The 13329-nt window shown below is 64.3% G+C and carries 10 protein-coding genes and 3 tRNA genes; 8 read left to right on the forward strand and 5 right to left on the reverse strand.

Annotated elements, in window-relative coordinates; all coding sequences use genetic code 11:
• From H1D44_RS18725 to H1D44_RS18750, 6 genes are all read left to right on the forward strand, one after another.
• Positions 1-273 carry an oxidative damage protection protein gene (locus H1D44_RS18725; protein WP_181516800.1) on the forward strand — a complete coding sequence of 91 codons (273 nt, stop codon included), beginning with the start codon at positions 1-3 and terminating at the stop codon, positions 271-273.
• 91 nt (positions 274-364) lie between these two features.
• Positions 365-440, forward strand: a tRNA-Phe gene (locus tag H1D44_RS18730).
• Positions 441-446: 6 nt separating this feature from the next.
• Positions 447-521, forward strand: a tRNA-Gln gene (locus H1D44_RS18735).
• Between the two features lie 46 nt (positions 522-567).
• Positions 568-643, forward strand: a tRNA-Thr gene (locus H1D44_RS18740).
• 210 nt (positions 644-853) lie between these two features.
• Complete coding sequence (thpD, locus tag H1D44_RS18745) at positions 854-1849, forward strand: ectoine hydroxylase (RefSeq protein ID WP_181516801.1); 996 nt, start codon at positions 854-856, stop codon at positions 1847-1849.
• 107 nt (positions 1850-1956) lie between these two features.
• Complete coding sequence (locus tag H1D44_RS18750; RefSeq protein WP_181516802.1) at positions 1957-2622, forward strand: fumarylacetoacetate hydrolase family protein; 666 nt, start codon at positions 1957-1959, stop codon at positions 2620-2622.
• A 101-nt stretch (positions 2623-2723) separates the two neighbouring features.
• Here the strand turns inward: H1D44_RS18750 and speA are convergent, their stop codons facing one another.
• From speA to H1D44_RS18765, 3 genes are all read right to left on the reverse strand, one after another.
• Positions 2724-4646, reverse strand: coding sequence for a biosynthetic arginine decarboxylase (speA, locus tag H1D44_RS18755; RefSeq protein WP_181516803.1), 1923 nt, complete (start codon positions 4644-4646; stop codon positions 2724-2726).
• Entirely contained in the window at positions 4643-5605 is a 963-nt protein-coding gene (locus H1D44_RS18760; protein WP_181516804.1) for a homoserine kinase, read from the reverse strand. The genes speA and H1D44_RS18760 overlap by 4 nt, the downstream gene beginning before the upstream one ends.
• Positions 5606-5714: 109 nt before the next feature.
• Positions 5715-6011, reverse strand: a complete 297-nt coding sequence (locus H1D44_RS18765) for a DUF2782 domain-containing protein (protein ID WP_181516805.1) — start codon at positions 6009-6011, stop codon at positions 5715-5717.
• A 163-nt stretch (positions 6012-6174) separates the two neighbouring features.
• On the opposite strand from H1D44_RS18765, the gene polA reads away from it, so the two are divergent.
• Positions 6175-8958 carry a DNA polymerase I gene (polA, locus tag H1D44_RS18770; RefSeq protein WP_181516806.1) on the forward strand — a complete coding sequence of 928 codons (2784 nt, stop codon included), beginning with the start codon at positions 6175-6177 and terminating at the stop codon, positions 8956-8958.
• A gap of 65 nt (positions 8959-9023) precedes the next feature.
• Here the strand turns inward: polA and H1D44_RS18775 are convergent, their stop codons facing one another.
• Positions 9024-10052 (reverse strand): Fe(3+) ABC transporter substrate-binding protein, encoded by a 1029-nt coding sequence (locus H1D44_RS18775; protein ID WP_181516807.1) that lies wholly within the window; start codon positions 10050-10052, stop codon positions 9024-9026.
• 247 nt (positions 10053-10299) lie between these two features.
• Between H1D44_RS18775 and H1D44_RS18780 the strand changes: the two genes are divergently transcribed.
• The gene (locus H1D44_RS18780; protein WP_181516808.1) at positions 10300-11418 is read left to right on the forward strand and encodes an ABC transporter ATP-binding protein; all 1119 of its coding nucleotides are present in this window, start codon (positions 10300-10302) and stop codon (positions 11416-11418) included.
• Here H1D44_RS18780 and H1D44_RS18785 read toward each other — a convergent pair.
• Positions 11404-12978 (reverse strand): ABC transporter permease, encoded by a 1575-nt coding sequence (locus tag H1D44_RS18785; RefSeq protein WP_238984579.1) that lies wholly within the window; start codon positions 12976-12978, stop codon positions 11404-11406. The two genes, H1D44_RS18780 and H1D44_RS18785, sit on opposite strands and share 15 nt — an antisense overlap.
• Between the last annotated feature and the right edge of the window lie 351 nt (positions 12979-13329).

Genomic DNA, 13329 nt, shown 5'->3' on the forward strand with positions numbered 1-13329 from the left:
ATGAGCCAAACCGTATTCTGTCGCAAGTACCAGCAGGAGCTGGAGGCACTTCCGTTTCCCCCGCTGCCGGGCAAGAGAGGGCAGGAGATCCAGGCCAGCGTGTCGAAGCAGGCCTGGGAGGAGTGGCAGGCGCTGCAGACCCGGCTGATCAACGAGAAGCACCTCAACATGCTCGACCCCGAGGCGCGGGCCTATCTCAACGAGCAGATGGAGCGCTTTCTCGACAACCGCGAAACCGATCAGGCGGAAGGCTATGTGCCCCCCGAGCGCTAGGCGTCTGGCTGTGAAACGACAGTGGCATCTGCATGAAACGAAAGGCTTGACGGTGCAGGCCTGATCTTGTTTAATACGCACCGTTGGCAGCGGCCAGATAGCTCAGTCGGTAGAGCAGGGGATTGAAAATCCCCGTGTCGGCGGTTCGATTCCGTCTCTGGCCACCACACTGCTGGGGTATCGCCAAGTGGTAAGGCACCGGTTTTTGGTATCGGCATTCCCAGGTTCGAATCCTGGTACCCCAGCCACGCCAACCCCCTTTCCGATTCTGCATCTCGCTTGGATCGGTCCCGAGCCGGCATAGCTCAGTTGGTAGAGCAACTGACTTGTAATCAGTAGGTCCCGGGTTCGACTCCTGGTGCCGGCACCATCCAGAACTTGGAATGATGCTTCGGGAATTTCAGCGACTTGCAGACACTTAAAACCGCCTCGATGGGCGGTTTTTTTGTCGCTCTTGAAAGCGCATTGCATCGCCACCACATTTTCGGTGCCAGGTCCCCCTAAGGACCTCATTTCACGGCTGCGCGCCGTTGAACGAGTTTGAACTGAAGCTGATCACGGATACACAGGAGGTGATTGGATGACAGTGCACACTTCGTCCAACCGTAAGCTGAAGCAGGCGACTGACTTCGCCGTTACCGACACCATGACAGCCCAGCTTCGCAGCAATGCGAGCCGGGAGCTGGACGACGTCTACCCCACCCGCCTGAGTGAGCCGCTAGAGAGCCTCTGGCTCGAGCGCCAGGAAGAGGTCGTGCGCGGCCGAGAGGAAAAAGGGCCGCTGAGCCAGGCACAGCTCGATGAGTTCGAGCGCAAGGGCTTTTTGTTCGAGCCCAACTTCATCAGCGGTGAGGAGCTCGATGAGCTGCGCCGGGAGCTGGACGCGCTGCTCAGTCGCGATGATTATCGCGGCCGCGATTTCAGCATCACCGAACCCGACAGCCAGGAGATCCGCTCGCTGTTCGCGGTGCATTTCCTGTCGCAGCGCTTCGCCAGCCTGGCCCACGACGAGCGCCTCGTCGGACGGGTGCGCCAGATCCTTGGCGGTGACTCCTATGTCCATCAGTCGCGCATCAACTACAAGCCGGGATTCGAGGGCAAGGGCTTCAGCTGGCACTCCGACTTCGAGACCTGGCATGCCGAGGACGGCATGCCGCGCATGCATGCGGTCAGCGCCTCGATCGTGCTGACCGACAACCACGAGTTCAACGGTCCGCTGATGCTGATACCGGGATCGCACAAAGTGTTTGTACCGTGCCTGGGCGAGACCCCGGACGATCACCACCGTCAGTCACTGAAGCGGCAGGAGTTCGGCGTGCCGGGCCGCGAGGCCCTGGGCGAGCTTGTTGCCCGTCACGGCATCGAAGCCCCCAAGGGGGCGGCTGGAGGGCTGCTGCTGTTCGACTGCAATACGCTGCATGGCTCCAATGCCAACATGTCGCCGGACCCGCGCAGCAATGTCTTCTTCGTCTACAATCGTTGCGATAACGCCTGCGTTGAGCCCTTTGCAGCACGCCATCGTCGTCCGGGCTTCCTGGCCCACGAGCCGGATACGCCTTGGGCGCCTGAACAGTGATGCATCGCTGCGACAACGCGGCGGGGTGGAACACAGCGCATGGTGAGGTAGACTGTGGGGCTTGTCGTTGAAAAACGGCACGTATAACGAGAAGGAGAAGACCCGCCATGCGCTTTGTCCCCCGATTCACCGATGGCCAGGATTTTCCCCATTCACTGGGCAAGATCGTCTGTATTGGCCGCAACTATGCGGACCACGCCAAGGAGCTGGACAACCCGGTACCCACCGAGCCACTGCTGTTCATCAAGCCGGCTACCAGCGCGGTGCGGTTGGATGAACCGCTTGATCCGCCCTTCTCGAGAGGTGAGGTGCACTATGAGATCGAGCTGGCGCTGCTGATCGGGGAGCGGCTGACCCATGCCACGGCCGACGAGGCCGAGAGAGCCATCGCCGGCATCGGCCTCGGACTCGACCTGACTCTGCGTGACGTTCAGACCCGCCTGAAGGAGAAGGGGCACCCCTGGGAGATTTCCAAGTCATTCGACGGTGGCTGCCCTCTGAGTGATTTTCTGCGACTCAGCCGAGTGCCGAACTGGAATGCATTGACCTTCGAGCTGGAGATCGACGGCGAACTGCGCCAGCACGGCGAGGGTTCGGACATGCTCTTCCCAGTGCCCACCCTGGTGGCCGAGATGAGTCGGCATTTCACCCTGGAGCCTGGCGACGTGATCCTCACCGGCACCCCTGAAGGCGTCGGCGAGCTGCCTCGTGGTGCCAAGCTGCGCATGAGCCTGACCGGTGGCCTCGAGGCCACGGTCGAGGTCATGGAGTGAGCTTACCGGCTGGTTGAAAACAGTACGCAGCATCCAACGCTGACGCCCCCGCGGTTTTCCGCGGGGGCGTTCGTGTTTGCTGGATCGCGAAGTGGAGTGTGCTACTCCAGGTACGTATAGCCCTCCAGGCCAGCCGAGAGGTCGTCGAGGAAGTGTTCCTGCTCAGCAGCCGAAAGCCCGCTGTCGGCCAACTGGCCGGCAAGCCGGTCGCGCAGCACCTTGGCGTCGAAGTTGACGTAGGCCAGCACATCCGAGACCCGGTCGCCCTGCTGGGCGTGGCTGAGTACCCATTCGCCTTGTTCGTTCAGGGCGGCGTCGACGGAGTCGGTGTCGCCGAACAGGTTGTGCAGATCGCCCAGTATTTCCTGGTAGGCACCGACCAGGAAGAAGCCAAGCAGCGGCTCTTCGTCGTCGTGCCACTCCGGCAGGGGCAGGGTAGTCTCCACACCCTGGCCGTCGACGTAGCCGTCGATACGGCCGTCGCTGTCACAGGTAATATCCTGGATAACGCCTCGTCGGCTGGGCTCGCGGTTGAGTCCGGTCAGCGGCAGCACCGGAAAGATCTGATCGATGCCCCAGACGTCGGGTACCGACTGGAACAGGGAGAAATTGACGAACAGCTTGTCGGCAAGCTTCTCGGCCAGTTCGTCGATGATCTCGCGGTGAGCCCGGTTGCGGCTGTTGAGCCTCTCGCGCAGCCTGGCGCAGGCGGCGAAATAGACCCCTTCCGCTTCGGCACGCACGATAATGTCGGCAAGCCCCATGATGAAGCGGTCGTGCATCTCGCTCATGGCCTGGAGCAGGTCGTGCCAGGCCTCCACCAGCTCGCGCGGCTCCACCGAGTTGCCCAGCAGGTCATGCACGCGCCACAGCTCGTCGAGCTGCGGGTCATCCTCGGCCTGGCGTTCGGGCGCCTGGTCGTTGACCCGCTCCTCGCCGATGACGTTGGCGATCAGTACCGCATGGTGTGCCGTCAGCGCGCGGCCCGACTCGCTGATCAGGTGCGGATGCGGGATCTCCGCCTCGCTGCAGGCTTGGGCGAAGGCGCTGACTACATTGCGGGCATACTCGCGCATGGAGTAGTTGATCGAGCAGAAGCTGCGCGAGCGGGTGCCTTCGTAGTCGACCCCCAGGCCGCCGCCGACGTCGACGGTATCGATCGGTGCGCCCAGTGCCAGCAGGCTCTGGTAGAAACGCGCGCATTCACGCAGGCCGAACTGGATGTCGCGGATGTTGGCGATCTGTGAGCCCAGATGGAAGTGCACCAGCTGAAGGCTGGCCAGTGAATCGGCTTCACGCAGGCGCTCGACCACGGCCAGCATCTGAGCGGCGGTGAGGCCGAACTTGGACTTCTCGCCGCCGGTGTCCTGCCACTTGCCCATGCCTACCGAAGCCAGGCGGGCGCGCAGGCCGATGCGTGGCGTGACGCCGAGGCTCTCGGCCTCTTCCAGGATCAGCGGCAGTTCGGAGAACTTCTCCACCACCAGATAGACCCGGTGACCGAGCTTCTCGCCCATCAGTGCCAGGCGGATGTACTCGCGATCCTTGTAGCCGTTGCACACGATCAGCGAGGGGCCGTCGGCGGAGAGTGCCAGCACGGCGAGCAGCTCCGGCTTGCTGCCGGCCTCGAGACCCACCCGGCCATGGCCGCGCTCGCGGGTGGCAAGTATCTCCTCGACCACGCGGCGCTGCTGGTTGACCTTTATCGGATACACCGCGGTGTACCCGCCTGCGTACTCCTCTTCCTGCATGGCCAGGTCGAAGGCTTCGCACAGCTGCTCGACGCGGTCGTGAAGGATATCGCTGAACCGTACCAGCACCGGCAGGCGCAAGCCGGCTTCGCGCAGCTGGTCCACCAGCGGCGCCAGCGGCAGTGCCGGCCCTTCGGCCTCGCTGCCCAGAGGGCGCACCAGGGCGTGGCCGCTATCGTCGACGTCGAAGTAGCCGCTGCCCCACTGGTCGATGTTCCAGGTGCGGCGCGCGCGCTGGGCGGGCCCTGAGGCGGCTCCCATCGATAGGCTCATGTAGTGCTCGCTTCTGGCAGGGGCAGAGCGCCGTGTTCCAGGCGTGCCGTGAGAATGGTATGGAACTGAGCCGGGTCATGCGGCGTCAGGTCATGCGCGGGCGGGTCCACATAGACCACCAGCAGCCGCGATAGCCAGTAGCGCAGCGCGGTCATGCGCAGCATGGTCGGCCACACCTCGCGCTCGGTGCGGGTAAGGGGGCGGCGTGACTGGTAGGCCAAGAGAATGGCATCGTGGCGTTCGCGGTCCAGGCGGCCATCGGGGCCGGAGGCCCAGTCGTTGATCACGATGGCCAGGTCGAACAGCAGGTCGCCCGTGCAGCCGTTGTAGAAGTCGATGATGCCGCCGAGGCGGTCACCCTCGAACAGGGTATTGTCGCGAAACAGGTCGCCATGCAGCGCTCCGTGGGGCAGTTCGGAGGCATCGCCGAACACCCCCTGGTAGATCTCCACCTCGTCCTTCATCAGGGCCTGGTCCTCGGGCGAGAGGTAGACCAGCACCTTGTGGTGCATGGCGGTCAGCCAGTTGAGGTCGCGGGGGTTGGGGCGGTGGCCGGGAAAGTGCTGGGACACTACGTGCATGCGCCCCAACGTATCGCCCAGGACATGGCACTGGGCCAGATTGGGCGACATCGGGTGGCGGCCGGGCAGGCGCGGGAATAGCAAAGAAGGCTTGCCGGCCAGGCTGTGCAGGGCGATGCCTTCCCGGTCGTGTACCGGGCCCGGTACCGGCAGGCGATGCTCGTCCAGATAGTCGAGCAGCTCGACGAAGAACGGCAGCTCCTCATGCTCGCCCTGCTCGAACAGGGTCAGCACTAGCTCGCGCCGGTCGGTAGTGATGAAGAACGTAGAGTTCTCGGTGCCGCCGGCGACCCCCTCAAGGGACACCAGGCTGCCGACATCGAAACGCTTGAGGAACTCTGCGACCTGTGCGTCGCTCAACGGGGTGAATACGGCCATGTGTCTCTCGCCCAGGTTGCCAAGCCGCCTATTGTAGCGTCTTGGCACTGTGATGCACGTCTGCTGGACAGGTTCCGCCATTCACCCGGTGCAGGGGGCGGCTAGGCCGCTAGAAGCGGCGCAGCACCCACTGGGGCACGGCAATGCGATCTCCCTCCTGGCGCTCGAAGTTGCCGTCACCGTCATGATCGACCAGGTAGTAGCTGGGGCCCCGGCTGGGGCGGATCTCGATGGCGTAGAGCTGGCCGTTGATCCGGTACTCGCGAATGGTGCGGTCCTCCTCCTGGCGAATGGTGATGTCGGGTTCGACATCACCCGCCGACTGGGCCAGGGTCGGCGTGGCCGCCGCCAAGCCTAGGCCAAAGGAAAGCAGTGCTACAGCCACGAAACGGCGAGAAAGGTTCATGTTGGCCTCCAAAGACCGCTTGTCTATCGCTGTCAGCGAGTTGTGACCCCAGTGTATGTCGTTGGACAGCGTGATCCCAACGATGTCGGCAAAACCAACGGGCAATGCGTATCATGGCTGACCAGGATCACATTTCTCGTTCAGACCCAATGGATGCCGATACATGGCCGATACGCCCATCGTTCTCGTCGACGGTTCGTCCTATCTCTACCGTGCCTTTCATGCCCTGCCGCCGCTGACCACCTCCAGTGGCCAGCCCACCGGTGCCGTCAAGGGCGTGCTCAACATGCTCAAGCGGCTGATCAAGGACTACCCCGACAGCCCCATGGCGGTGGTCTTCGACGCCAAGGGCAAGACCTTTCGCGATGAGCTGTTCGAACAGTACAAGGCACAGCGCCCACCGATGCCCGACGATTTGCGCAGTCAGGTGGAACCGCTCTATGAGTGCGTCAAGGCGCTGGGCCTGCCGCTGCTGTGTATCGAAGGTGTCGAGGCCGACGACGTCATCGGCACCCTGGCCAGGCTGGCCACCGAGGCGGGGCGAGATGCGGTGATCTCCACCGGTGACAAGGACATGGCGCAACTGGTCAATCCGCACATCACCCTGGTCAACACCATGAAGGACGAGACCCTCGACGTGGAGGGGGTCAAGGCCAAGTTCGGCCTGCCGCCGGCGCTGATCATCGACTTCCTGGCGCTGATGGGCGACAAGGTCGACAACATCCCCGGCGTGCCGGGGGTGGGCGAGAAAACCGCTCTTGGCCTGCTGCAGGGCATGGGCGGCGGACTCGACGCCATCTACGCCGATCTGGACAAGGTCAAGACCCTCGACTTCCGGGGCGCCAAGACGCTGCCCAAGAAGCTCGAGGAACACCGCGAGATGGCCTATCTCTCCTACCAGTTGGCCACCATCAAGACCGACTGCGAGCTGCCGGTGGGCCTTGACGATCTCGATATCGCCCACCCCGACCGCGAGGCGCTCAAGCGGCTCTACACCGAGCTCGAGTTCAAGGCCTGGCTCTCGGAGCTGCTTTCGGGCCAGGACGAGGGCGTTGACGACGTTGCGCGTGGCGAAGGGGTCGCCGGCACCGCCGCGGCGGGCAACCTCGATCCGGAGGCGCCGCCGGCCAGCGTGGCGGCGTGCAAGAACCACACGATCCTGACCCAGGCCGAACTCGACGAGTGGCTGGGCCGGCTGGATGCCTGCGAGGCCTTCTGCTTCGATCTCGAGACCAACAGCCTCAACTACATGGATGCCGAGATCGTCGGCGTGGGGCTGGCGCTCGAACCCGGCGAGGCGGCCTACGTGCCGCTGGCCCATGACTACCTCGACGTGCCCGACCAGCTCGACCGGGCCGCGGTACTCGCCGCCCTCAAGCCGCTGTTGGAGGATCCCTGCCGCGGCAAGATCGGCCAGAACCTCAAGTACGACATTTCGGTGCTGGCCAACTACGACATTCAGGTGCGCGGGCCGCTCACCGACACCATGCTCGAATCCTACGTGCTCAACTCCACCGCCACCCGTCACGACATGGATTCGCTGGCGCTGAAATACCTGGGCCAGAAGACGGTGAGCTTCGAGGAGATCGCCGGCAAGGGCGCCAAGCAGCTCACCTTCAACCAGATCGATCTCGAGCAGGCCGTCCCCTATGCCTGTGAGGATGTCGACGTCACCCTGCGCCTGCACTGTGTGCTGCGACCCAAGGTCGAGGCGGAAGGGCGCCTGGCCGAGGTGCTGGACACCATCGAGCGCCCGCTGATTCCGGTACTGTCACGTATCGAGCGCACCGGAGTGGCGGTCGACGCCACGCGTCTTCACGCCCAGAGCCAGGAGCTCGAAGCGCGCATCGCCGAACTCGAAGCCAGCGCCTTCGAGCTGGCCGGACGCGAGTTCAACCTCGGCTCACCCAAGCAGCTCGGCGAGATCCTGTTCCAGGAGCAGAAAATCCCGGTGCTCAAGAAGACGCCCAAGGGGGCGCCATCGACCGCCGAGGCGGTACTCGAGGAGCTGGCGCTGGACTACCCGCTGCCCAAGGTGATCATGGAGCATCGCGGATTGGCCAAGCTCAAGTCGACCTACACCGACAAGCTGCCGCGACTGGTCAACAAGCGCACCGGCCGCCTGCACACCAGCTACCACCAGGCGGTCACCGCCACCGGGCGGCTGTCATCGTCCGACCCCAACCTGCAGAACATTCCCATCCGTACGGAGGAGGGGCGCAAGATACGTCAGGCCTTCATCGCCCGGCCCGGCTACCGCATCGTCGCCGCCGACTACTCGCAGATCGAGCTGCGCATCATGGCGCACCTCTCCGAGGACCAGGGGCTGCTCACCGCCTTCGCCGAGGGGCGCGACATTCATACCGCTACCGCTGCCGAGGTGTTCGGCGTGGCGCTGGAGAAGGTCTCCGGCGAGCAGCGCCGCAGCGCCAAGGCAATCAACTTCGGACTGATCTACGGCATGAGTGCCTGGGGCCTGGGCAAGCAGCTGCACATCGAGCGCAGCCAGGCACAGACCTACATCGACCGCTACTTCGACCGCTACCCCGGGGTGGCACGCTACATGGACCGCATCCGCGCCCAGGCCGCCGAGGATGGCTTCGTCGAGACCGTATTCGGTCGGCGGCTCTACCTGCCCGAGATCCGCGCCCAGAACCACGCCCGGCGCCAGGCTGCCGAGCGCACCGCGATCAACGCGCCGATGCAGGGCACCGCGGCGGACATCATCAAGCGCGCCATGATCGAGGTCGATGGCTGGCTGCAGGAGAGCGCCTTCGACGCCTGCATGGTCATGCAGGTCCACGACGAACTGGTGTTCGAGGTCGGCGAAGGCCGTGTGGATGACTTCATCGGCGAGGTGAAGGCGCGCATGCAGGCCGCCGCCGAGCTCAGCGTACCGCTGATCGTCGAAGCCGAGAGTGGGGTGAACTGGGACGAAGCCCACTAGGTACCCAATCAAAAACGCCACCGCGGCTGCGGTGGCGTTTTCGGTTCGGGCTTGCCGGCTAAGGCTTAGCGCCAGCCGACGCGATCGAAGATCCTAATCGCTTCCGGGTTGTTCTCACCCAGCACGCTGATGTTCAGGTCGTCCTTGTGCAGCTCGCCCCAGGACTTCAGCGTCTCGTCCATGTTCACACCGTCTACGACCGGGTACTCGTAGTTCCCGGCGGCGAAGTACTCCTGAGCGGTGTCGGAGGCCAGGAATTCGAGGAAGCGGATGGCGTTGTCGCGGTTGGGCGAGGTAGCCACGACACCGGCGCCGCCGACGTTGACGTGGATGCCGCGGTCGTCCTGGTTGGGGAACAGGATGCCGACGCTATCGGCGACGTTGCGGTCGGTTTCGCTGTCGGAGTTGAGCAGGCGCACGTAGTAGTAGTGGTTGGCCACGGCCAGGTTGCACTCGCCGGCGGCAACGGCACGGATCTGGTCGGTGTCACCGCCCTCGGGCTGGCGCGCCAGGTTGTCGACGATGCCCTGGGCCCAGGCCTCGGCCTCTTCCGCGCCGTGGTGGTCGATCATGGAGGCCAGCAGCGACTGGTTGTAGATGTTGTTGGAGGAGCGAATGCACACTTCGCCCTCCCAGCGAGAATCGGTCAGATCCTCGTAGGAGGTGATCTCGCTGGGGTCGACGTTCTCCGGGTTGTAGAAGATCGCCCGCACGCGTTGGCTGAAGCCGAACCACTTGCCCTCGGGGTGGCGCATGGATTCCGGCAGGCGTTCGGCGAGCACCTCGGACTCGATGGCCTGGAAGATGCCCTCCTGCTCGGCGCGCCACAGGCGGCCGGCATCCACGGTGATCATCACGTCGGCAGGGCTGGCGATGCCCTCGCGCTGGATGCGCTGGATCAACTCGTCGGAGTTGCCCTCGAGCAGGTTGACCTTGATGCCGGTCTCGTCGGTGAAGGCCTGGTAGAGCTGCTCGTCGACGTCGTAATGGCGCGCCGAGTAGAGGTTGACCTCGTCGGCTGCTACGGTGGTGGCAAAGGCCGAGCCGGCCAGGATGGCGGCAAGCGGAGCGACAATACGTTTGTGCTTGAGCATTGCATGAACCTCGAGAGCCTGTGATTCAGAATGATAATGCTTTGCATTTAGTTCAGCGCTATTGAAGCGCTTCTCGAAGCCACCGTCAAGCCTTTATCGTGAGCAACTCATACAGACACCGGCTGGAGATTGACCCTGAGCAATAGTCGGTGGAAAAGATGTCAAATGAGAGTAAATTTCAAACGCATTTGCTGGACATTTCGGGTACGATGAGCCTAACCCTTCACTTGACCAAGTCGCCTGACCTATGACTAGCCAATCGAAGCCAACCGAAGTCGAACACGCTCCCTATCGGCAGCATGCCGCGCTGACCATGGAGGGGGTGCACCACACCTTCGACAGTCTCACTGCAGTGCGCGACGTCGACCTCGAGGTGAGGCCTGGCGAAGTGGTCTGTCTGCTGGGTCCCTCGGGCTGCGGCAAGACCACTCTGCTGCGCATCGCCGCGGGGCTCGAAGTGCTGCAGCAGGGGCGCGTGACCCTCAACGGCGGTGAAATTGCCGTGCCCAGGGGCAAGCACGTGCCGCCGGAGAAGCGCAACGTCGGCCTGGCCTTCCAGGACTCGGCGCTGTTTCCCCACCTCACGGTGATGGAGAACGTGACCTTCGGCCTCAAGGGCCAGCCCCAGGCGCAGCGCCGCCAGCGCGCCCTGAGCCTGCTCGAGCAGCTGGGCATGGCCGCCTACGCCGATTCCTATCCGCACATGCTCTCCGGCGGCCAGCAGCAGCGCGTGGCGCTGGCCCGCGCCCTGGCCCCCTCGCCCCAGCTGATGCTGCTCGACGAGCCCTTCTCCAGCCTCGATGCACGGCTGCGTGACCGCATTCGCGACGACACGCTGCACGTGCTCAAGAAGGTGGGGGCGGCCGCTCTGCTGGTCACCCACGATCCCGAAGAGGCCATGTTCATGGCCGACCGGATTGCGCTGATGCGCGATGGCCACGTGGTTCAGGTGGGCACTCCCCGCGAGCTCTACTGTGCGCCCTGCGACCCCTTCGTGGTGGCGTTTTTCGGCGAGGTCAACGAGCTGCAGGGCGAGGTGCGCAACGGCCGAGTCATGACGCCGGTGGGTCCGGTAGAGGCCGGCTGGCTGCCCGAAGGGAGTCAGGCCCAGGTGATGATTCGCCCCGAGGCGCTACGCATCACCGAGCACTTCGAGCCGGCGCCGGAGCACCGCCACAGCCACGTGGTCATGTCCAAGCTGCTGGGCCGCAGCAGCCTGCTGCACATCTGCGCCCACGGCGAGGACGGCAGCGAAGCCCACCTGCACGCCCGAGTCCCCGGCGTGTTTCTTCCGGCCGAGGGTCAGCGGGTGGACATCCACCTCGACCTGTCGCAGGTCTTCGTCTTTCCCTCAGCGCTTGCCTGACCCGGGGCGTGAGCGACGCATCGCCATGCTCAGCAGGATGACCGGAATGATGCCGACGGCCACGATCGCCAGCGAAGCGGTCGAGGCCTCGGCCAGCCTTTCGTCCGAGGCCAGGCTGTAGGCCCTCACCGCCAGCGTGTCGAAGTTGAAGGGGCGCAGGATGATGGTCGCCGGCAGCTCCTTCATGATATCCACGAATACAAGAATGCCCGCCGCGAACAGGCTGCCGCGCATGATCGGGGTATGCACGCGCTTGAGCGTGCCGGCTGGCGTCTGGCCCAGGGTGCGCGAGGCGGCATCCATGGTCGGCGTCACCTTGCCCAGGCTGGCCTCCACGGTATTGAACGAGACCGCCAGGAAGCGCACCACATAGGCGTAGATCAGGATGAACGCCGTGCCGCTGAAGATCAGGCCGACGATAGTGCCGTAATTGGCGTGCAGCCAGGTATTGACGGTGTTATCGAGCCAGGCGAAAGGAATCAGGATGCCGACGGCGATCACCGACCCCGGGACGGCATAGCCCATCGAGGCGATGCGCGTGGAGATGCGCGTCAGCGGGCTGTCGTGAAGGCGCACGCCATAGCTGAGGATCACCGCCAGACCCACCGCGATCAGCGAGGCGATTACCGCCAGCTTCAGGCTGTTCCAGGCGAAGCCGAGAAAGCGCGTGCCCCAAAGGGCATCGCCGGAGGTGACGGCCATCTGCGCCAGCAGGCCGCTGGGGATGAGAAAGCCGATCAGTACCGGCAGGGCGCAGGCCAGGAAGGCGGCGGTCGCACGCCAGCCGTGCAGGCGGTACTCGGGCAGCTGCTGGTAGCGGTTGGTGGTATGGAAATACTGGCGCTTGCCGCGGGACCAGCGCTCGAGCAGGATCAGCAGGAAGACGAACAGCAGCAGGCAGGCGGCCAGCTGGGCCGCGGCGACCTGCTCGCCGAGGCCGAACCAGGTGCGATAGATTCCCGTGGTGAAGGTATCGACGCCGAAGAACTGCACGGCACCGAACTCGTTGAGGGTTTCCATCAGCACCAGGGAGACGCCGGCAACGATGGCGGGGCGTGCCAGCGGCACGGCCACGGTGGCGAACAGATTCCACGGACCCCGGCCCAGAGTGCGGCCGACGTCGAGCACGCACACCGACTGCTCGAGGAAGGCGGCCCGGGCCAGCAGGTAGACATAAGGGTACAGCACCAGCGTGATCAGCGTGGCGGCGCCACCCAGCGAGCGGATGTTGGGAAAGTAGTAGTCGCCGCGCCCCCACTCGAACACCTCGCGCAGCCAGGTCTGCACGGGGCCGGCAAACTGCAGGAAGTCGGTGTAGGCATAGGCGATCACGTAGGTTGGCACGGCCAGCGGTAGCAGCAGCGCCCATTCGAAGATTCGCCGCCCCGGGAAACGACACATCACCACCAGCCAGGCAGTACCGGTGCCGATGATCATGGTGCCCAGACCCACCGTGACGGTGAGATAGAGAGTGTTGCTCACGTAGCGTCCCAGCACCGTGCTGGCCAAGTGCTGCCAGACCCCCTCGGTGGGCATCACGATATGTGCCAGTACCACCATCACCGGCAGGGCAACGACAAGGGCGATGCCGAGAATCAGCAGCGTCCAGGGGCTCAGGTGGCGGGAGATCGAGGCAAGGCCGGTAGAGGCGGAACGGTACAAACGGAACTCCTTGACTGGCTCGACGGCACGTTAATGCGAGACGGTAGCGATTGTGAATGATATCAGTTGTCGCATGCAGCTGCAGCTGACTTGCGTCAAAGAAAAGCGCCCGCATCCGAGGGGATGCGGGCGCTGCGGAGGGCTGGCGCGGGCGGCTCAGTAGCCCACCAGCACCGCCGGCAGGCCGGTGACCAGCACCGGGAAGAAGGCCATCAGCACACAGGCCAGGGCGATCAGCGCGACGAAGGG

It is taken from the genome of Billgrantia kenyensis (genome assembly GCF_013697085.1).
Classification (GTDB): domain Bacteria; phylum Pseudomonadota; class Gammaproteobacteria; order Pseudomonadales; family Halomonadaceae; genus Halomonas; species Halomonas kenyensis.